The following is a 20,338-nucleotide window of genomic DNA, read 5'->3' as shown; positions in this document are numbered from 1 at the left end:
CGATGTCCAAACGAGGTTTCGTCCGCGGCAGCCGCAAGCCCGCGCCGAACGTTCCGCCGGTGCGCATCGCGGTTGCCGCACCGTTGGCGTTGCCGGAGCGCGAACCCCGCAACATCTTGCTGATGATCGCGATTCCCGCGTTGCTCGTCGGGATCATCGGCACGCTGGTGGTGATGTACGCGTCGGGGATTCGGTCCCTGCAATCGGGCTTCTTCCCGATGATCGGCCTGGTCGGGTTCGGCACGCTGATGTTCAGCGGGCGCCTGGGACGAGGACGCCGGATCAGTTGGGGCGAACAAGAAAAGCAGCGCCGTAGCTATCTGCGCCAGCTCGACGAGGATCGCGACGAAGTGCAACGCGGGGCCCAGAATCAGCGGCGCAGCCAGCTTTTCGTGCACGGCGATCCACAACAGCTGGACACCGTCATCGGTGGGCCGCGGATGTGGGAACGGCGTCCCACCGACCCCGACTTCCTCGACGTCCGGCTGGGCATCGGGATCCAGCAAGCCAGCGAGTCGGCGGTGTCGCTGCAATGGCCTGACGTTCCGATCGGCGAAGAGCTCGAACCCGTAACCGGTGGCGCGCTAAGGGATTTCATCCTCGAGCAGAGCAAGATCCGTGGGATCGGCAAGGTACTGAGCCTGCGGTCCAAGCCCGGCTTCAGCTTCATCGGCGACGATCCGGGTGAACTGCACAGCATGGCCCGGTCGATCCTGTGCTCGCTGGCCGTGTACCACAGCTCCAGCGATCTCAAAGTCATGGTCGTCACGCGCCACCCCGAGTTGTGGTCATGGCTGGTGTGGCTGCCGCACAACCAGCACGACGAGATGTTCGACGCGTGTGGGCTGCGCCGGTTGATCTTCACCTCCCCGACCGAGCTGGAAGAGGCGCTCGACGCCGAGCTGCACCGCAAGGGCCGGGGGCCGTGGACACCGCCGGTCGGCATGAGCCCGACGTCCATGCCCTCTCCGATAGAGTCCAGCGCCGGCCTGGCGCTGGGACCGCACTGGGTGATCGTGGACGACAACGTCGGCACCCCCGAGCAGTGGGAAGGCGTAACCGGGCAGAAGGGCATGTCCGGTATCACGGTGTTGCGGTTGGCCACCCGCGCCGGGGCGGGTGTCGGGTTCACGGACGACAGTGAGCGTTTCGCGCTGCGCGAAGGCCGACTCACCCACCGCGGCACGTTCTACGCCGTGGCGGACATGCTCGCCGAAAGCACCGCCAACCGGTACGCCCGAGCGCTGGCCCGTTGGTCCCCGATGAGCGCTGGGGACCTGTCGGAGACCGACAGCCAGGGTGGTGAATTGCTGCGGGCGCTAGGCATCAGCGATCCCCGGGAACTCGACGTCGACAGGCTTTGGGGCGAAAGCCGCGGCCGGGGCGATCACAAATGGGCGATGATGCCCGTGGGAGTCAAGCAGGGCGGCGAGCTGCAGCAGATCATATTGCGCGCCAAAGACTTTGGTGGATTCGGATTTCACTCGGTCGTGATCGGGACGTCCGGCTCCGGCAAGTCGGAGTACTTCCTGTCGCTGTGCACGGGTATTGCGTTGACGCACTCCCCCGAGACGTTCATCGTGATCTTCGTCGACATGAAATTCGAATCCGCGGCGCAGGATCTACAAGGATTTCCCCACGTCGCGGGTTCGCTGTCCAACCTGGGCAAGGACGACCGGCATCTGGCCGAGCGGATGCGCAAGGCCGTCAACGGTGAGATCGCCCGGCGTTACCGGCTTTTCAACCAAGCCGGGGCACGTGACGCCAACGAGTACGAGGAGATGCGGCTGGCCGGGCGGGACCTGGAACCCGTCCCGATTCTGCTCGTGATCATCGACGAATACCTGGAGCTGTTCATCCACCACCCGGAGTGGATCGATCTGGTCATCCACATCGGGCAGGAGGGTCGCGGCTGTAACGTCTTCTTCACGCTCGGTGGTCAGCGGCTGGACCTGTCGTCGCTCAGTAAGGTCAAGAGCAACATCGCGTTTCGGGTGGCCCTGCGCGCTGAGACGGCGGAGGACTCGCGCGATGTGATCGGCAGCGACGCGGCGCTGCACCTGCCGTCGAAGGAAAACGGCTACGCACTGCTCAAGGTGGGCCCACGCGACCTGGAGCAGTTCCGCTGCTTCTACGTGTCCGCCCCGTTCGTGGTACCCAAGCGGGCGGTCAACGTGAATAAGACGGTGGCCATGAGCTTTTCGCAGCCGCGGTCATTGACCTGGGCCTACCAACCGCTCAGCGAAGCCGACAGCGAAGCGTTGGCGGTCGCCGACGAGCCCGAGGAGCCCGACGAGTTCCTGTTCCACTCCGACGGTTCCGGAAGAAGAAACTGGTCGACGTCATCCGCGAGTCGCTGATGGCGCACAGCGCGCGTCCGCCCCACCAAATATGGCTCCCGCCTTTGGAGGTCAGCGAGCCGATGGATGCGCTGGTGGCGAGCTGGCGACGCAAGCCGTGGTATGTCGACTACGGCGACAACCCAGGCCTGGTGTTCCCGGTCGGCGTCGTCGACATCCCCGAAGACCACGCGCAACGGGTGCACGCCATCGACGCGGAGACGGACAACATCATGGTGGTGGCGACCGCCCAGCGCGGCAAATCGACCACCCTGATGTCGCTGATCACCTCCGCCGCATTGATGTACCGGCCCGAGCGGATCACATTCTTTTGCATCGGCGCCTCGCTGTACCCGGTCGAAGATCTCCCGCACGTAGCATCCGTCGTCAGTCAGACAGACAAAGAGGGCGTCTCGCGGACCGTCGCGTCGATAGAGGGATTGATCCTGGCCCGCGAGGCGGCGTTCAAGCAGTATCAGATCGACATCTCCGAATTCCGGGAACGCCGGTTCGGGACCGAGCGGGAGGGCGGTACCGATCCCAACGACAAGTTCGGCGATGTCTTTCTCGTCGTCGACAACTTCAGCGACCTGTACGACAAGGATTCCGCGATGGGAGACCGCGTGGTATCGATCGCCCGCCAGGGCCTGTCCTACGGCGTCCATGTTGCGACCACCGCCATAGCGTGGCTGGTGGGTCAAAAGCAAGCGCTGGTCAACGTGTCGAATGCGCGGATCCAGCTACGGCTGAGCAATCCGGACGAAACCCAGATGGGTGAGGGCCTCGAGCGCCGAAAGGCCGCCCGCAACACGCTGGACCGGCCCGGGTTCGGCGTCACCCGAGAGGGCCACGAGGTGCTGATCGGGGCGCCGGAGATCACGTCGGCCGCCGGCGAGCGGATACCGACGCGCCAACTCGGCAGGGTCATCGCCGAGGTGACCGGCGTCGGCAGGCTGGAAAAGTTGGCGCGACTGCCCGAACAGATTCAGCTCGCCCAGATCGTCGCCGCATTCGCGGAGACCGACGTGGCGGCGGACCCGTTCAACATTCCCTTCGCCATCGGCGAAAGTGCTTTGCAGCCGACATATTTACCGACTCGCACGGTGCCCAGCATGCTGGTACTGGGCCGGCAGTTGTGCGGCAAGACAACGACACTGGCCGCCTTCGGGCAGGCGGTGATGAGCCGGTTCAGTCCCGAGCAGGCGCAGATCACCATCATCGATCCCAAAACATCGCTGATCGGCAAAATTCGGGGGCCGCACGTCCGCGCGTACGCCTATACCGCCGACGACATCGACGCCGTGATCGAGGAACTGGCGGCAATGATGCGCGATCGTCTTCCTCCCTCGGGGCTGAGTCAGGAAGAGTTGTTGAGCCGCAGCACGTGGGAAGGCCCGCACCATTTTCTCCTGATCGACGATGAACAGGAACTGCGTCCGCACGGGGCGATCGGCAAAGCCGCCGCGAGCGCTCCGCTGTGGGGGTTGATCGAGCGCAGTCGCGAGATAGGCCTGCACGTGATTGCGTCGCGCTTGCCCGGAAACTGGGCGGGGGTCTCGATAACGAGTCCATTCCTGCAGAAGATGACGAGTTCGCGCGCGCCGACCTTATTCATGGACAACGACCCGGCGACGGTGAAGGTGTTCGCCAGGGTCAGCGCGCAGCAACTGCCCCCCGGGCGCGGTTTGCTCGTCACGACCGATGGCGCAATCGAAGGTGTGCTGGTCGGAGCCCCGGAGTAGGCCAATCCGCGATGTCGGCGTCGGCGGCGGAAAAGGTGAATCGACAGCTGGCAGCGGTCACCATAGAATCGGGCCATTCTGCGATATTTCGCCGGACACAACTTGCCTGGTGGGGAGCCAGCCAAAAGGGGGTATACCCCCACGGATGAAACCGGGCATTTAGAAATACGGAGGGTCAAAATGAGCGGTCTGTTTGACATGGTGCCGGGCGCCGTCGACTTGTCGGCGGCGACAGAAGGGGCGATCAGTGAGCAGATGGCGGCCACCACCGCCGCCGGCGCGGCAGCGCTGACCGGCGTGCTGCCGATGGCACCGGACGCCGATTCGATCGAATTCGCCGCCGCGCTCAACGCAACCGGTGCCACGTACCTGGCGACCGCGAGCGAGCACGCCGGGCAGCGGGCCGGGTTCTCGGGTGCGCAGGGTCTGGCGTCTGCCACCGGCGTCATGACCGACGCACTGAGCGCGGCCGCAGCCGCGATCGGAACGTAAGCGGCCGGAATGGCCGATCCCAGGTGGACGGGTCCACCCGAGATCATTGCTCAGATCTTTGAGGCGGGCAATCCGGCGTCGGTCCTTGCCAACAACGCGGTGTGGGTCGCCGAGACCACGAATCACGAAGTAGCGGCGGGCATTTCAACCGTCAACTCCCTGGCGACGGCGGCGCAGTGGCAGGGCGTCGGTGCGATCGCTTCGATGATCACCTCGCTTGGCCTCAACGCCGGGCTGCACACCCTCGTGGGCTGGACCGCGGAGAAGATCGGCGTGACGACGGCGGCAGTCGAGGCCTTCATGCTCGCGAGATCGACGGTCGTCCCGTCGATCGTGTCGCTGACCAATCGGCTGGAGTACTCCGTGCTAGCGAGCACGAACTGGTTCGGGCAGAACTCCATGCCGATGGCCGAGCGGGAAGGCGAATACTACGGCCATCACTGGCCGACCAATTCGACGATCGGCTGGGCCTACTCCGGCGCGCTGGCCACACTCACCGCGGCGGTGGCCGTTCCCCCGCCCGTCGCCCCGATGGGTGCCTCGCCGGCCGGGCCGGCGGCCGCCGCTTCGGCGGTAGCCCAGGCTGCGGGTCAGGCCGGTATGAACAGCGCGACGCAGGTCGGTAGCCAGGCGACCCAAGGTGCGGGGCAGGCAGCGGCCGCCCCCGCCGAGGGCGGCAGCCAGCTCAGTTCGCTGATGCAGCAGCCGCTGCAGATGATCTCCGGCCTGACCGAGCCGCTGCAGCAGGTGGTCAAGGCCCCGATGGATGTCTTTCAGGGAATGGCCAGCATGCCGCAGGGGCTGCTGCAGTCGATGACGGGCGCGTTCTCGTCGGCCGGCGCGGGTAATGCCGCAGCGGCCGGCGCCGCCGCCGAGCCCGCCATGCTGGCCGGGGCAACCGGCCCGCTGGGCGGCGCGGCCGGCGGTGGTGGCGTGGGTGGCGGGGGCGGCTTCCCAGGCGCCGGCCTGACCAGCTACACGCGTCCCACCAGCAGTTTCGAGCCGGAAACCGGCGGCCGGCCGACGAGCCTGCGCGCCGGTGTGCTCAATGCTGCCGAGTTGCGCGGTCCCACCTCCCCGACCAGCAGCGGGATGGGCGGCTCGCCGATGCCCATGTCCCCGGCCGGCATGCTGGGCCACGGCAAGGAAGGCCACGCCGACAAGGACGTCGCGCGCGCCCGCGTGGTCGTCGGTGCCGGCGAGCCAACCGACGAGACGTAGCGCTCCTATCGACCGGGCCCGAGCTGAACGGCTCTCGTCGCGCATGCCGCGCTCATCGTCCGGGTGTGGGCGGCCCGGCGAAGGCCTGCGCGATCTCCAGCCAGCGGCGGGCGTCGGGACCATGCGCGGTGATGTCGAGGGCGCCGAGCGGACGGCGCTGAGTGACCAACAAGCAGAAGTCCTCGCCGGCCCCAGTGACCCGTTGCGCCGCGTCGGCCGGACCCCAGGACCAGGTATCGCCGCCGGGAGCGCGCAGCTCGACCAGAAACGGCTCCGACGGCGGAGCCAACTCGTTGATCACAAAGGCGTAGTCGCGAGTGCGCACCCCCAGATGCGCGATCGAGCGCAGCCGGTCGGTGGGCGCTCGCTTGACACCGAGGGCGTCGGCGACATCCAGCCCGTGCGCCCAGGTCTCCATCAGCCGAGCGGTCGCCATCGACGCCGGGCTCATCGGCGGTCCGAACCACGGCAATTTGCGCGCTTCGTCGACCGTGAGCAGCGCGTCGTGCAGCCGCTCGCGGGTGGTCCGCCAATCGCTCAGCAGGTCGGGCGGCGCCGTCACGGCCAGCTCCTCGGCGCCCGCGTCGACGAAGCCGGTTGGGTCTTGCATCGCGCTGGCCAGCACCTCGGCGAACCCCGCCTCGTCGGTGACCGAGAGCAGCGCGACCCGATCGGTCCACAACAGGTGCGCGATCTGGTGTGCCACGCTCCAGCCCGGCGCCGGCGTCGCATCAGCCCAACGCGCCGCCGCCAGCGGAGCCACCAGCGCGTCGAGGTCGTCGCTTTCGGCACGCAGGTCGGCCACCATCGGCCCTGGATCCGCGATCTTGACCTCCTAGCGACTGGCTGCCGGCTGACCGCGCCGGCCGACGACACTGTGCGCCGCGAGCCCGGCCAGGTAGATCGCCGACCCCGCCAGCACGAACGTCGGCGCGTGCCCGTCGGGCGGGATCAACAGCGCGGCCACCGTGATCGAGACGATGAACGAGACCCAGAACAGCGCATCCTGCACCGCGAACACGTGGCCGCGCAGCGCGTCGTCGACGTCCATCTGCATTGCCGAGTCGGCGCACAGCTTGATCATCTGGCCGGTCACGCCCAGGAAAAAGCTGCACCCCACCATGATCGGCAGGGTCAGCCCCACCCCGGCCAACTCGATCAGCACGGCCGCCGCCAACGCGCCATTGGCCGCGGCGTAGCGCCCCCAGCGACGCACCGCCGGCGGCGTCAGCAGCGTGGCCAGAAACGAGCCGAGCCCCGAGGCGGCGAAGAACACCAGCGCGATCCCCAGGCCGCCGAATGCGGGGTTCTTCGTGTGATGCGCCAGCAGCAGGATCACCAGCGAATTGATGCCCACCACCATCCGGTGTGACGCCAGGCCGGACAGGGCCGCAGCGACCGTCGGCGTGGACACCACCGTGCGCGCGCCGTGCAACCACCCGGTGATCACCGCGTAGACGACCGATCCGTGGATCGCCCGCTGGGTGTCGTCGGGCCCGAGGACCCGGGGTCCAAACCGCAGTGACAGCAGTAACGCGACCAACACCGGAAGTAGGGCGATGAAGATGATCACGGATGCGCCCCGATCGCTACCGCCCACGAAATAGCGAGGTATCAGCATGAAGTTGGCGCCGAAGAAGGCCGCGATCGCGCCCGAGGCGGTGGCGACCGAGTTCATCGTCACCACCTGTTCGCGCGGGACCACGTGCGGCAGCGAGGCCGACAGCCCCGATGCCACGAATCGGGAAAAGCCGTTGAAGAGCAACGCCCCCAGCAGCAGCGGCATCTCACCGGCGCGCACCGCGAGAATCGTGCCGATCACCAGGATCAGCAGCAGGCGGCACAGGTTGGCGCCGACCAGCACCCACCGTCGGTCCCAGCGGTCCATCAGAGCGCCGGCGAACGGTCCCAGCAGCGAATACGGCAAGAACAACACCGCGAATGCGAACGCGATCGACAACGGGTCGGCGGCCCGGTCAGGATTGAACAGCAGCGCCCCGGCCACCGTCGCCTGGAAGAGCCCGTCACCGAACTGACTCGCCATGCGCACGGCAATCACCCGCCGAAGATCCGGCATTGCGCGCACCGACTGCCAGAGTTCGACGGGTGCACGCGAGGGCATCCGGGTTTGGAACACAGGACCGACTTCCACGATTGGGCTGGACAAAGAGCGTCGCACTCTACGGCGCAGTAATAACAGTACAAATATTTGCGGGTGGCGTTTGTTTGTGCCGAGCGATGCTACGGGAGTGCGATGATGGAATGATGCCGCAGCCTGAAGATCCCGAAGACTACATCGCACCCGCTGCCCAGCGTGTGCGTGCGGGTACTTTGCTGTTGGCCAATACCGATCTGCTCGAACCGACGTTCCGGCGCAGCGTCATCTACATCGTCGAGCACAACGACGGCGGCACGCTCGGTGTGGTGCTCAACCGCTCCAGCGAGACCGCGGTCTACAACGTGTTGCCGCAGTGGGCGAAACTCGCCGCCAAGCCGAAGACGATGTTCATCGGCGGGCCGGTGAAGCGCGACGCCGCCCTGTGCCTGGCGGCCTTGCGGATTGGTGCCGACCCGCAGGGAGTGCCGGGTTTGCGGCATGTCTCGGGGCGGATCGTGATGGTCGATCTCGACGCCGAGCCCGATCTGATTGCGCCGCTGGTCGAGGGTGTCCGGATCTACGCCGGCTACTCGGGCTGGACCATCGGTCAGCTGGAGGGCGAGATCGAGCGTGACGACTGGATTGTGTTGTCCGCGTTGCCATCTGATGTTCTCGTCGGGGCGAAGGAAGATCTGTGGGGGCAGGTCTTACGCCGTCAGCCGCTGCCGCTGTCGCTGCTGGCCACGCACCCGATTGACGTCAGCCGAAACTAGGACTCCTCCCCCACCTCCGCAGGCGCCGACGTCTCGTCGGCCTCGCGCGCCAGCCTGCTGGCGATCACCGCGCACACCACGAGCTGGATCTGGTGGAAGATCATCAGCGGCAACATGGTCAGGCCGACGATGTTGTTGGGGAAAAACACCAGCGCCATCGGCAGCCCGGACGCCAGGCTCTTCTTCGAACCGCAGAACAGCAGCACGATCGCATCGCCGCGGTCTAGGCGGGCCAGCCGGCCGGTCAGCGTCGTGGCGATCAGCACGATGGCCAGCAGCGCGGTCGCGACCAGGGCAACCAGAATCAATCGCCAGACGTCGACGGCGACCCAGATGCCCTCCACCACTCCCATCGAAAAGGCCGTGTAGACGACCAGCAGGATCGACCCCCGGTCGACGACCTTGAGCACCGCCGCGTAGCGGCTGATGAACCCGGCGATCCATGGCCTGGCCAGCTGGCCGGCGCCGAAGGGCAGCAGTAGCTGCACCACGATGCCGTGGATCGAAGTGCCGTCCACGTGGACGGCGCCGCTGGTGTTCATCAGCAGCACCACCAGCAGCGGGGTCAGCACGATGCCGAGGATGTTCGACAAGGAGGCACTGACGATGGCGGCGGAGACATGGCCCCGCGCAATCGAAGTGAACGCGATCGACGACTGCACGGTCGAGGGGACCAGGCACAGGAACAGCACGCCGTCGTAGAGATCGGTCGTCAGGATCGAGGGCACTAACACCCGGGCGGCCAGCCCCAGCAACGGGAACAGCACGAACGTCGTACCCAGCACGAGCAGGTGCAGCCGCCATTGCCGGACGCCGTGCCAGGCCTGCTGCGGCGACAGCCGGGCGCCGTACAAAAAGAACAGCAGCGCGATTGCGGATTCCGCGGCGACGGACGCGGCCTTGGCGGCGTCGCCGTGGGCGGGGAAGAGGGAGGCGATCGCGACGGTCGTCGCCAAAGCCAACAGGAACGGATCGAGGATTGTCGGCAAGCGCCTCAGCATGGTGGCCCTATCGCACGACGTCGCGTCGGTGCGGTTTCGTCAGTGGCAGGACCGCGTGCAGGCGCTGCACTCGCCGGCGCAACCGGGGGCCGTCGCTTCTTGGCGCAGTGCGAAGCGGGCGCTCTGCCACGAGCCGGCGGCCAGCGTGCCGAGGGCACCGGCCACGCAGACGATTAGCACCACGAACGCGGTGTGCGCGGATGCGGCCAGTGCCACCACGCCGCCGGCGGTCAGCATCACCGCGGCCGCCAACTGTGTCGGCGCCATGGCGCGCAGCGCCAGTTGAGTGCCGGCCACGGCGTGGTTGTGAGAAAGCGACCAAGCTCCGAACCCGGCGGAAGCCACCGCCGCACACATGCACACCACCCCAGCGATCAGCATGGCCTCACAATACGAGGCCGGTCATGGATCCGCGCGCCGGGCTCCACAGCCCTTGTGTCGGCGGTGAATTAGCGCGCGCCGAGGTTACTGAAGTTCGGCAGGGGCGGAAGCCCGGGCACGAGGGCCAACAGGTTGGGTGCGGGCTGCGGGGAGGGCAGCTGGTTGGGCACGCCGAGCTGTGTGGGACGCCGGGTCGGCGCGCCAGTCGGCGCCTGCGCGGGGATCGCGGCGGGGGCTTGCGCGGCGGCGGGTGCCTGAACGGGTGCGACGGCAGGTGTCTGCCCGGGAACCGCGGCGGGCGCGGGCGCGGGAGCCGGGGCGGGAAGGCCGACGGGAGCGGCGGTCGGAGCGGGGGCCGGGGCGGTGGCTCCGGGCACGGCCACCCGGAATCCGTTGATGATCGCGTCGGTGGCCGGAGCGTCCCCGATCGCCACGGCCCGGTCGGTGGTGACCGAGAGCGACACCAGGTACGTGTCGTGGCCCGAGGTGGCGAGGATGTGACGGCGTGAGGTGTTCAGCGTCATGTCGCCCTCGCGGTAGGTGCCCTCGATGACCGACGACGGGAATCCGTCGAAGTCAGCCATCGAAGCGTTCGTCGACTGCCAGGCCAGCAGCTTCTGGCTATCGACGTAGCCGTGCGAGATCGCTTCCCTGGGATCGAAGGTACCGACCAACTTGTAGACCACGACCTGCGCGTTTGACGTGTAGACGCTGCTGCCTTGCCGGTCGGCGATCACCGCGAACGCATCGGGCACATTAGGGTCGGGCACCTGGGTCCAGCGCGGGGGCACCGGCAGCGTGATGTCGAGCGGCTTGAATCCCTGCGGCTTCTGCGGCTCCAGCTTGACGCCCTTGGATTGGAAGTAGTCGCGCAGTGTTCCGGAGGCCGCGGGAGTCACGGTCGGCTGCGCCGGCGCGACCACGGCGGCGTTGGGTGTCGCGGCCGGAGCCGCGATGCTGTTAGGCGCCGCGGGCGCGGAGGCCAGGCTCGGCGGTGCGAACGGATTCGCCGACGGCGGGGTGGGGACGAACCGGTTGCTGTTGGCCATACCAGGCGCCGCGGGGATGTACTGCTGCGCCGGCACCGGGACGATCGGGCCTGGTGGTACGGGAACGAGAGGATCGGCCGAAGCCGTAGCACCCGAAAATAGGGCGAACCCGATCACGCTGGCGGCGAAACCGCCGGCGATTACGCGCCCGGGGGCGGCGATCTGAGTCATCTCTGTCGGTCCTTCCGAAGGGCTGGTCCACCAGCATCCGTCGTCTAGAGGCCGACTGTAACCAGAGGGCAAACGCGCTGGACAGGGCCGAAATAGAGCTGGGATGAACCTCTGATCTGGGCGCAATGCAACCTTTATCAACCTGTGGCCAACGGGCCCGCCACGGCGGTCCTTATACGCTGTTCAGGTGACCCAATCGCCGACCTCCTCGTCTCGGAGCCACCCTGCGGGTGCTCAGACGGAGTCCGACGCGCCGCCGTTCCGTTACACCGCGGAGCTGGCCGGGCGTATCGAGGGCACCTGGCAGGACAACTGGGCGCGGCTCGGGACGTTCAATGTGCCCAACCCGGTCGGGTCGCTGGCGCCGGCGGACGGCGGACCGGTACCCGCCGACAAGTTGTTCGTGCAGGACATGTTCCCGTATCCGTCGGGTGACGGGCTGCACGTCGGACACCCCTTGGGCTACATCGCGACCGACGTATACGCCCGCTACTTCCGGATGATCGGCCGTAATGTTCTGCACGCCTTGGGCTTTGACGCTTTTGGGCTGCCCGCCGAGCAGTACGCGTTGCAAACCGGCACCCATCCGCGCACCCGGACCGAGGCCAACATCGTCAATTTCCGCCGGCAACTGGGCCGGCTCGGCCTCGGACACGACAGTCGGCGATCGTTCTCGACCACCGACGTCGAGTTCTACAAGTGGACGCAGTGGATCTTCCTGCAGATCTACAACGCGTGGTTCGACACGGCGGCCGCCAAGGCCCGCCCGATCGCCGAGCTGATTGCCGAATTCGATTCCGGTGCCCGCCGTCTCGACGACGGCCGGGACTGGAAGACATTGTCGGCGGGTGAGCGCGCCGACGTGATCGACGGCCACCGGCTGGTGTACCGGGCTGACTCGATGGTGAACTGGTGCCCCGGGCTGGGCACGGTGCTGGCCAACGAAGAGGTAACCGCCGACGGCCGCAGCGACCGCGGCAACTTCCCGGTATTCCGGAAACGGTTGCGGCAGTGGATGATGCGGATCACCGCCTATTCCGACCGCCTGCTCGACGACCTGGAGCTGCTGGACTGGCCGGACAAGGTCAAGTCCATGCAGCGCAATTGGATTGGCCGTTCCGTCGGCGCGGAGGCGTTGTTTTCGGCGACGACGAAGCGCGGCGACATCGTGGACATCGAGGTGTTCACCACCCGCCCGGATACCCTGTTCGGCGCCACGTATCTGGTGCTGGCTCCCGAGCATGACCTGGTGGACGACCTCGTCGCCGACGCTTGGCCGGACGGCGTGGACTCCACCTGGACGTACGGAGCGGCCACGCCCGCGGAAGCCGTCGCGGCCTACCGCCGCGCGATCGCAGCGAAGTCGGACCTCGAGCGTCAGGAGAGCAAGGAGAAGACCGGCGTCTTTCTGGGCAGCTACGCGACCAATCCGGCCAACGGCAAACCGGTCCCGATGTTCATCGCCGACTACGTGTTGGCGGGCTACGGCACCGGGGCCATCATGGCGGTCCCCGGCCACGACCAGCGGGACTGGGATTTCGCCACCGCGTTGCATCTGCCGATAGTCGAAGTGATTGCCGGAGGCGATATTTCGCAAGCCACCTACGCGGGCGACGGTGTCCTGGTGAACTCCGGTTACCTCGACGGGATGGATGTGGCGACGGCCAAGGAAGCCATTACGACCCGCCTGGAGTCCGAGGGCCGCGGCCGGGCACGCGTCGAATTCAGACTGCGGGATTGGCTTTTCGCGCGCCAGCGGTATTGGGGTGAGCCGTTCCCGATCGTCTATGACAGCGATGGACGCGCACACCCGCTCAGCGAGGCCGCGCTGCCAGTGGAACTGCCGGATGTGCCGGACTATTCGCCGGTGTCGTTCGACCCCGACGATGCCGACAGTGAGCCGTCTCCGCCACTGGGCAAGGCCACCGACTGGGTGCATGTCGAGCTGGACCTCGGCGACGGCCTGAAGCCCTACAGCCGCGACACCAACGTGATGCCGCAGTGGGCGGGCAGCTCGTGGTACGAACTGCGCTATACCGATCCGCATAACTCAGAACGCTTCTGCGCCAGGGAAAACGAGGCCTACTGGATGGGCCCGCGGCCCGCCGAGCACGGGCCGAACGATCCCGGGGGCGTGGACTTGTACGTCGGCGGCGCCGAGCACGCGGTGTTGCATCTGCTCTATTGCCGTTTCTGGCACAAGGTTCTCTACGACTTGGGTCACGTGAGCTCTGCTGAGCCTTACCGCAAGCTGGTCAACCAGGGCTACATCCAGGCCTTCGCCTACACCGATGCGCGCGGGTCCTACGTCCCGGCCGAGGACGTGATCGAACGGGACGACAAGTTCTTCTATCCTGGATCCGACGGCGAGATCGAAGTCTTTCAGGAATTCGGCAAAATCGGTAAGAGCCTGAAGAATTCGATCTCACCCGACGCAATTTGCGACGAATACGGCGCGGACACGTTGCGGGTGTACGAGATGTCGATGGGGCCGCTGGAGGCCTCCCGCCCCTGGGCAACCAAGGACGTCATCGGCGCCCACCGCTTCTTGCAGCGAGTCTGGCGGCTGGTCGTCGACGAGGTCACCGGCGAATCCCGGGTGGCCGATGTGCAGGAGCCGTTGGGCACCGAGACCCTACGCGTGCTGCATCGCACCATCGAAGGTGTGGCGGAAGACTATGCGGCCCTGCGGAATAACACCGCGGCGGCCAAGCTGATCGAGTACACTAACCACCTGACCAAAGAGCACCGCGACGCGGTGCCCCGCGCCGCGGTCGAGCCGCTGGTGCTGATGCTGGCACCGCTGGCCCCGCACCTGGCCGAGGAGTTGTGGTCGCGGTTGGGGCACGCCACGTCATTGGTGCACGGCCCGTTCCCGCAAGCCGACCCCGCTTATCTAGTCGACGACACCGTCGAATATCCGGTCCAGGTCAACGGGAAGGTGCGGGGTCGGGTGGTGGTCGCCGCCGATGCCGACGACGACACCCTCAAAGCCGCCGCACTGAGTGATGAAAAGGTCCAGGCGTTCTTGGCCGGGGCCACGCCGCGCAAGGTGATCGTGGTCGCCGGCCGGCTGGTCAACCTGGTCGTCTGAACGACGGCTAGCGACGCCCCGGCCGCAACACCACCTCGTGGACATGGCCGTCGCGCGGTGTGGCGACCGCTTGGGCGACCGCCGCGGCGACGGTTTCGGGGCGCAAGAGGTTGGCGGCGTCGTACTCGCCGCCCTCGAACGCGACGAGGTCGCGCTGCATCTCCGTGTCGGTGCGGCCCGGGAATATCGTGGTGACTCGCAGGTCCGGCTCGTCGACGCGCAGCGAGTCGGCGAAAGCGCGCAACGCGAATTTGCTGGCCGAGTAGGACGCCATCCCCGGCGAAACCGTGCGTCCCGCCCCGGAGTTGATGAACACCACCTGACCGCGGACGGTGCGCAGGGCGGGCAACAGTTCCAGCGTAAGAGCCACCGCCCCAAAGACATTCACGCTAAAGGTGGCGCGCCATTGGTCGACGTGTGACTCGGCGACCCGCCCCGGCACGGACACCCCGGCGTTGTGCACCAGCACGTCGAGCTCGTCCACGATTTCGCAGCTGGCCTCGATTTCGTCGACGTCGGTCAAATCCAGGGGGAAGGTGGTGGCGCCGAGTCGCTCCGCGACGGCGTCGAGCCGGCTGGAGGGGCGACCGGCCAGCAGCAGCGTGTGGGTGGGGGCCAGCGCCGCGGCGATGGCGGAACCGATGCCGCCGCCGGCGCCGGTGATGAGTGCGGTTGGCATGACGTTCAGTCTACGGACGTCACCAATGCCGTTGGAAACCAGGTACTTTCACGCACGCTTGCGTGCGGGGGGATTCTCCTCCGGCAGGGCCCGATGTCGGCTCACCCGAAGCCAGGCGTTCCAGTGATGCCAGCGCCTTGGTCAGCATGGCCAAGTCGGTCTCGGGGAGTTGGCTGAGCATCGCGGCCAGGGCGGCGTGCCGGTTAGCCAGCGACTCGGCGTGGACCGCACGGCCGCGCGGTGTGATGTCGACGAGTACCGCCCGCAGATCGGACGGGTCGCGCGAGCGTTTCACCAATCCAATTTTCTCGAGTCGGCGGATGGCCACCGTCGTGGTGGGAGTCCGCACCCGTTCGTGTGCGGCCAGATCCGTCATCCGGATCGGGCCTTGATCGAGCAGGGTGACCAGGATCGACAGCTGCGCCAAGGTCAATTCGCCCGCCACCACCCCGCTGGGGTCACCGCGCCGCAGTATCGAAAACAGTTTGGACAGCGCGCGGTGCAAGCCTTCCGCAAGCTCAGTCACCTCGGCTGCGGTGGATTCGCTGTCCGCCATAAGTCGGCAGTCTAACCCGATATGGGTGGGGTACAAGGTAGCTAAGGCGACTATTTTTAGCCCGTCAAAGCACTTGGAACAGGAATCGTTGCAGCCGCTCGGTCTTAGCCGCCTCGAATATCTGCTCTGGTGGTCCGGATTCCACGACCTTGCCGTGATCCATGAACGCCACGGTGTCCGATGTCGACCGTGCGAAACCCATTTCGTGCGTGACCACAATCATCGTCATACCGCTGGCGCCGAGGTCGGCGATGAGCTGCAAAGCTCCCTTGACCATCTCCGGATCCAGCGCGGAGGTCGCCTCGTCGAAGAACATCACTTGTGGAGCCATCGCCAGCGCGCGGGCGATGGCAACCCGTTGCTGTTGGCCACCGGACAACATGCCGGGGCGGGCACCGGCCTTGTGCTTCAGGCCAACTCGATCGAGCTGAGTCAGCGCGAGTTCCTTGGCCGCGTCCGCGGACAGCCCGTGCAACTTGCGCGGGGCCAGCGCCACGTTCTTGAGGATGCTTAGATGCGGGAAAAGGTAGTCTTGAGTTCAAGGGGTGGTTGCAACACTTCGTAGTTGGGGGTGTTGATGACGGGTCAGCCTCAGTTGTTGGTGGTGCAGCGGCGGTATTGGGATTTGATCGCTGCGGGATGGTCCTCGGAGGATGCCGGGGTGGCGGTCGGCGTGTCGGCGACGTGCGGTAGCAAGTGGTTTCGCAGGTTTGGTGGTGTGAATCCACGATGGTCAAAGCCTCAAGGACAGCGACGGCCGCGGCTGTCGGCGGATGAGCGTGAACAGATCATGATCGGCACCGCGCACGGTGAGTCGATCCGTTCGATGGCGCGCCGGTTGGGCCGGGCGCCGTCGACGATCATGCGCGAGATTGCCCACAACGGTGTCATGCGAGGGCATGTGGGCCGTTATCGCGCCCGGTATCGGTTCGGGGCCCGCCGGGCCGGTTGGGACGCGAAGTCGGGCTACTCGGCGCGCATCGCTCAGCGGCGCAGCGAGCAACGGGCGCGTCGACCCAAGACCGGCAAGTTGGGCCGCTGTGAGCAATTGCGGGCCGAGGTGCAAGCGTTGTTGGTCAACAAGTACAGCCCCGAACAGATCGCCGGGGTATTGACCGCGACCTATCCTGACCGCCCGGAGATGCAGGTGTCCCACGAAACCATCTACCAGGCGCTTTACGTGCAAGGGCGCGGAGAACTGCGCCGGGAACTGAGGACATGCCTGCGCACCGGGCGCGCGTTGCGTAAACCGCGCCGACGGGCCTGCGCCGGTGACGGCCGCGGCCGTATCCAAGGCATGGTCAACATCAGTGAGCGGCCCGCCGAAGCTAACGACCGCGCCGTGCCAGGCCATTGGGAAGGAGACCTGATCATCGGCAAGGACCAGGCCTCTCAAATCGGCACGCTGGTTGAACGTTCCACCGGATATGTCCGACTGCTGCACCTACCCCATACCCGTAGCGCCGAGGCCGTCGCCGAGGCCATGATCGCCGCGGTCAAAGACCTGCCCGCCACCTTGCGCCGCACCGTGACCTGGGACCAAGGCCACGAAATGGCCCACCACGCCCGCATCAGCATCGACACCGGCATCGAGGTTTACTTCTGCGATCCCCACTCACCCTGGCAGCGCGGTAGCAATGAGAACACCAACGGCCTACTACGGCAATACTTTCCAAAGGGCACCGACCTTTCGGTGCACGACGCCGAACACCTCGCCTACGTCGCCGACGAACTCAACGGACGACCCCGAAAACGCTTCAACTGGGACAACCCCACCAACCGCCTCAACAAGCTACTGTCCACCCCGACAGACACAACTGTTGCAACCAAACCTTGAATCCACCAGTAATGCTGGAACACCATGCCGATGCGCTGACGAAGTTCGTCGGGATCGTCGTCCAGAACCGACCGCCCGTCGAGCAGGATGTCGCCCTTGTCGGGTTCGTGGAGTCGATTCAGGGCGCGCAGCAGTGTCGACTTTCCCGAGCCGGACGGTCCGATGACGGCCACCGTCGTACCCGCGGGTGCTTCGAATGTGACGCCGCGCAGCACCTTCGCCCCGCCGAGGGTCTTGTGAATATCCCTGGCTTCCAACGAGACTAACGCACGCTCTGGGATGGTGTCGGTCATGTCATGTCATGCCCTGGCCGAGGGTGGAGGACACCATCGCGGACGATTCGTCCGGCTCGTCAGCAGGGCTGCCGCTGCGCAGCCGTCCGTCGATGTGGTTCACCAAATGTGTTAACGGAACAGTCAATAACAAATAGAACAGGCCCGCGGCCACCAACGGGGACAGGTTGCCGGTCTGTGCGTTGAGGTCGCGGCCGACTTGGAACAGCTCGCGTTGGTGGGCGACCAAGCCCAGGAAGTACACGAGTGCGGAGCCCTTCAGCAGCGCGATGGCCTGATTGACCAAAGCGGGTAGCACGCGCCGGATGCCTTGCGGCACCACCACGAGTCGCATCGCGGCCGGATAGCTGAATCCCAGTGCGCGCGAGGCTTCCAGCTGGCCGGCGTCGATGCTCTGGATTCCCGAGCGCAGAATCTCGCCGATGTAGGCGGCCGCCATCAGCCCCAGCGCGGCGATGCCCAACGGGTAGGGATCGTTGTTCGTCAGCCCGCCCACCAGCGGCCCGATGCCCATGCCGATGATGAGGATGATCACCACTTCAGGAAGGCCGCGGAAGATATCCGTATAGACCCGCGCCGGCCAGCGAAGCCACCAGGAATTGGACATGCCCGCCATGGCCAGCACCATGCCGAGCACCAGCCCGATGACGAGGGCGCTGTTGGTCAGGATCAATGTGTTGGGCAGTCCCGTCTCGAGCAGAACGGGGATGGCTTCCTTATAGAGGTCCCAGTCCAGGAATTGGTCGCGCAATTGCGCCAGAGTAGATTTCGCTGCGACCGGGCCCATCGGCTTGTGGGGGCTTGCAGCGATGGCGGCGAAGTCAGGCAGGTGCGGAGTCGGGGCGGCTTTCGATCCGGGTTTCCAGCCGGGTGGCAGCGGTCGCGGGACCCAGTCTGAATACAGCTGTGCCCAGGTGCCGTCGGCTATGACGGCATCGAGGCCCGCGTTGAGCGCATTGATCAGCGGTAGATTCTTGTTGGCCACCGGATAGGCGACGAAGTGCCCCGGCGTGAAGGCGTTCGCAACCACCACCGCGGGGTCACCCGCCTTCATCAGAGTGGAGGCCAGCGCCGCCGGGGCGACCCAAGCGTCGATTTGGCGTGTCTTGAGGCTGCCGTACACGGTGGCGAAGCCGGGATACTTCACCGGCTGCAGGCGCAGGGTGTCGACGACGTAATGCTCCTCGACGGTGCCTTGCACGACCCCGATTCGCTGCCCCTCGGCCAGATCGCTGAAGCTCTTGATCGGCGACCCGGGCGGCACCACCAACGCGTAGTACCCGAAGTCGTAGCCGTTGGTGAATCCGACGGTGCGACGCCGGGCGGTGGTGGCCTGTACCGAGGCTGACCCGACGTCGAAGCGCCGGGACGCCACTTGGGCCAGCAGCGCGGAGAAATCCGTACTGACAAAGCGGATTTGCAGGCCAATCTTTTTTGCGATCGCCCGCAGCAGCTGCTTATCGAAACCAGTGAATACGCCGGTCGAATCGACGCACACGGACGGCGGGGCGTCCGACAGGGTGCCGACGGTCAGAACACCGGGCGTGCTCAAGCCCAGGGCGCCGACATCGATCGTATCGAGTGATTCGACCGTCGCGGTCGTGTTGTTTTCGTCGCGCCCGACGCCGCCCTCGACGGTGGTCAGGTCCTTGGGTAATGGTCGCGCGCTGCCCACCCCGGCGGGTGTGCACTGATTCCTGTCGGCGACCGCGGGTCCGGCCAGCACTAGGCCGCACACGATCAAAATCGTCGCGGCGAGTCCGAACAGCTTGGCTCCGCGCTTCGCGCGCGGGCCTTCGCACGAGTTCATCACCGCCACCGTATCGACCGGCTGGCAACTCGTCACGGCGAGAGACGATTTAGACCGCCATCGACGGCTCGCTGCGGACGGCCTCGGACCCCGTCAGTATCGGAAGCGGGTCCGCAACAACCTGACGGGCGTCGTCAGGCGGCTCGAAAACTCTGCGCCGGAACAGTTCGGCCAACATCGTCTGCGCCATCAGGTAGGCACGGCCGACGCAGGCCGCCCGCGCGGCATCCGGGTCACGCCGCTGGATCGCCGACGTTTCGTCCTCGTAGTAGGGCAGCACGTCGCCGCGATTGTTCTGGTAGCTCATCCAGAATGCGTGCGGGATGAGCTCTTGTGAGGCACGGATGGTGGCGTGCAGGCGCGGCCCGGCGTACTCGTCGTTGACGGTGCGCCGGTACTCCGCGGCGAGTTCGGCGAAGACCCGGGAATCCTTCGCGCTGCGCAACGCACGCATCAGCGCGTCGAGCTGCCCGAGGATCCGCGGCGTGGGATTGGTTGCGGCGCGGGCCGCGGCGATGCCGTTCAGCATGCCGTCAAGCTCGTGATGCTCGAGCACGCTGGCCTCGTCGAACCGCTCGACGAACGCGCCCCGGTGGTAGCGGGTCGACACGACGCCGTCGTGCTCGAGTTGGATCAGAGCCTCTTGGATCGGGACGCGACTCACTCCCAAACCGACTGCGATCTCGTTGCGGTCGACCCGGTCACCGGTGCGTAACCTGCCCGTCAGAATCAGGTTCAGGATGTGGTTGACAACCTGGTCCTTCTCTTTGACCCCATATTTCTTCGGCATGAGTCTCTTTCA

At 66.4% G+C, this 20,338-nt stretch carries 14 protein-coding genes and 3 pseudogenes; 6 read left to right on the top strand and 11 right to left on the bottom strand.

The annotated features are described in order from the left end of the window. Positions 1-2: 2 nt before the first annotated feature. The 3 genes and pseudogenes from eccCa to G6N54_RS18755 all read left to right on the top strand — a co-directional run bounded on the left by eccCa (position 3) and on the right by G6N54_RS18755 (position 5,794). A pseudogene (eccCa, locus tag G6N54_RS18765) lies at positions 3-4,081 on the top strand (type VII secretion protein EccCa). Positions 4,082-4,261: 180 nt separating this feature from the next. Continuing rightward, on the top strand, positions 4,262-4,573 hold the full coding sequence (locus G6N54_RS18760; protein WP_179969088.1) for a PE domain-containing protein: 312 nt from the start codon (positions 4,262-4,264) through the stop codon (positions 4,571-4,573). Positions 4,574-4,582: 9 nt separating this feature from the next. Continuing rightward, complete coding sequence (locus tag G6N54_RS18755) at positions 4,583-5,794, top strand: PPE domain-containing protein (protein ID WP_163791381.1); 1,212 nt, start codon at positions 4,583-4,585, stop codon at positions 5,792-5,794. Positions 5,795-5,846: 52 nt separating this feature from the next. Here the strand turns inward: G6N54_RS18755 and G6N54_RS18750 are convergent, their stop codons facing one another. Both G6N54_RS18750 and G6N54_RS18745 read right to left on the bottom strand, forming a co-directional pair. After that, positions 5,847-6,620 (bottom strand): TIGR03084 family metal-binding protein, encoded by a 774-nt coding sequence (locus G6N54_RS18750; RefSeq protein ID WP_163794833.1) that lies wholly within the window; start codon positions 6,618-6,620, stop codon positions 5,847-5,849. 9 nt (positions 6,621-6,629) lie between these two features. Next, entirely contained in the window at positions 6,630-7,916 is a 1,287-nt protein-coding gene (locus G6N54_RS18745) for an MFS transporter (RefSeq protein WP_163791380.1), read from the bottom strand. 140 nt (positions 7,917-8,056) lie between these two features. Between G6N54_RS18745 and G6N54_RS18740 the strand changes: the two genes are divergently transcribed. Then, positions 8,057-8,665: a YqgE/AlgH family protein gene (locus G6N54_RS18740; RefSeq protein WP_163791379.1), complete on the top strand. Its 609-nt coding sequence runs from the start codon at positions 8,057-8,059 to the stop codon at positions 8,663-8,665. On the opposite strand, the gene G6N54_RS18735 is transcribed toward G6N54_RS18740, so the two are convergent. From G6N54_RS18735 to G6N54_RS18725, 3 genes are all read right to left on the bottom strand, one after another. Further along, positions 8,662-9,666, bottom strand: coding sequence for a bile acid:sodium symporter family protein (locus G6N54_RS18735; protein WP_163791378.1), 1,005 nt, complete (start codon positions 9,664-9,666; stop codon positions 8,662-8,664). The genes G6N54_RS18740 and G6N54_RS18735 overlap by 4 nt on opposite strands. Positions 9,667-9,705: 39 nt before the next feature. After that, positions 9,706-10,047 (bottom strand): hypothetical protein, encoded by a 342-nt coding sequence (locus tag G6N54_RS18730; RefSeq protein WP_163791377.1) that lies wholly within the window; start codon positions 10,045-10,047, stop codon positions 9,706-9,708. 68 nt (positions 10,048-10,115) lie between these two features. Then, positions 10,116-11,267 carry an LpqN/LpqT family lipoprotein gene (locus tag G6N54_RS18725; RefSeq protein ID WP_163791376.1) on the bottom strand — a complete coding sequence of 384 codons (1,152 nt, stop codon included), beginning with the start codon at positions 11,265-11,267 and terminating at the stop codon, positions 10,116-10,118. 187 nt (positions 11,268-11,454) lie between these two features. On the opposite strand from G6N54_RS18725, the gene leuS reads away from it, so the two are divergent. Continuing rightward, a complete protein-coding gene (gene leuS, locus G6N54_RS18720; protein ID WP_163791375.1) occupies positions 11,455-14,361 on the top strand; it encodes a leucine--tRNA ligase in 2,907 nt (968 codons plus the stop codon). 7 nt (positions 14,362-14,368) lie between these two features. On the opposite strand, the gene G6N54_RS18715 is transcribed toward leuS, so the two are convergent. From G6N54_RS18715 to G6N54_RS18705, 3 genes and pseudogenes are all read right to left on the bottom strand, one after another. Beyond that, positions 14,369-15,040: an SDR family oxidoreductase gene (locus tag G6N54_RS18715; protein WP_163791374.1), complete on the bottom strand. Its 672-nt coding sequence runs from the start codon at positions 15,038-15,040 to the stop codon at positions 14,369-14,371. A gap of 19 nt (positions 15,041-15,059) precedes the next feature. Next, the gene (locus G6N54_RS18710; RefSeq protein WP_163791373.1) at positions 15,060-15,596 is read right to left on the bottom strand and encodes a MarR family winged helix-turn-helix transcriptional regulator; all 537 of its coding nucleotides are present in this window, start codon (positions 15,594-15,596) and stop codon (positions 15,060-15,062) included. Positions 15,597-15,660: 64 nt separating this feature from the next. Further along, positions 15,661-16,122: pseudogene (locus G6N54_RS18705) on the bottom strand (amino acid ABC transporter ATP-binding protein); the annotation flags it as partial. A 51-nt stretch (positions 16,123-16,173) separates the two neighbouring features. Here G6N54_RS18705 and G6N54_RS18700 point away from each other — a divergent pair. After that, positions 16,174-17,433, top strand: coding sequence for an IS30 family transposase (locus G6N54_RS18700; protein ID WP_456299233.1), 1,260 nt, complete (start codon positions 16,174-16,176; stop codon positions 17,431-17,433). 8 nt (positions 17,434-17,441) lie between these two features. Here G6N54_RS18700 and G6N54_RS18695 read toward each other — a convergent pair. From G6N54_RS18695 to G6N54_RS18685, 3 genes and pseudogenes are all read right to left on the bottom strand, one after another. Beyond that, a pseudogene (locus G6N54_RS18695) lies at positions 17,442-17,726 on the bottom strand (ATP-binding cassette domain-containing protein); the annotation flags it as partial. 1 nt (position 17,727) lies between these two features. Then, positions 17,728-19,536, bottom strand: a complete 1,809-nt coding sequence (locus G6N54_RS18690) for an ABC transporter substrate-binding protein/permease (RefSeq protein WP_163791372.1) — start codon at positions 19,534-19,536, stop codon at positions 17,728-17,730. Positions 19,537-19,585: 49 nt separating this feature from the next. Continuing rightward, complete coding sequence (locus G6N54_RS18685; RefSeq protein ID WP_163791371.1) at positions 19,586-20,326, bottom strand: GntR family transcriptional regulator; 741 nt, start codon at positions 20,324-20,326, stop codon at positions 19,586-19,588. Positions 20,327-20,338 lie beyond the last annotated feature (12 nt).

Origin of the sequence: Mycobacterium stomatepiae (assembly GCF_010731715.1) — a bacterium.
GTDB lineage: Bacteria > Actinomycetota > Actinomycetes > Mycobacteriales > Mycobacteriaceae > Mycobacterium > Mycobacterium stomatepiae.
The sequence above is the reverse complement of the archived record's forward strand: the minus strand, read 5'-3'. Positions and strand labels throughout refer to the sequence as shown.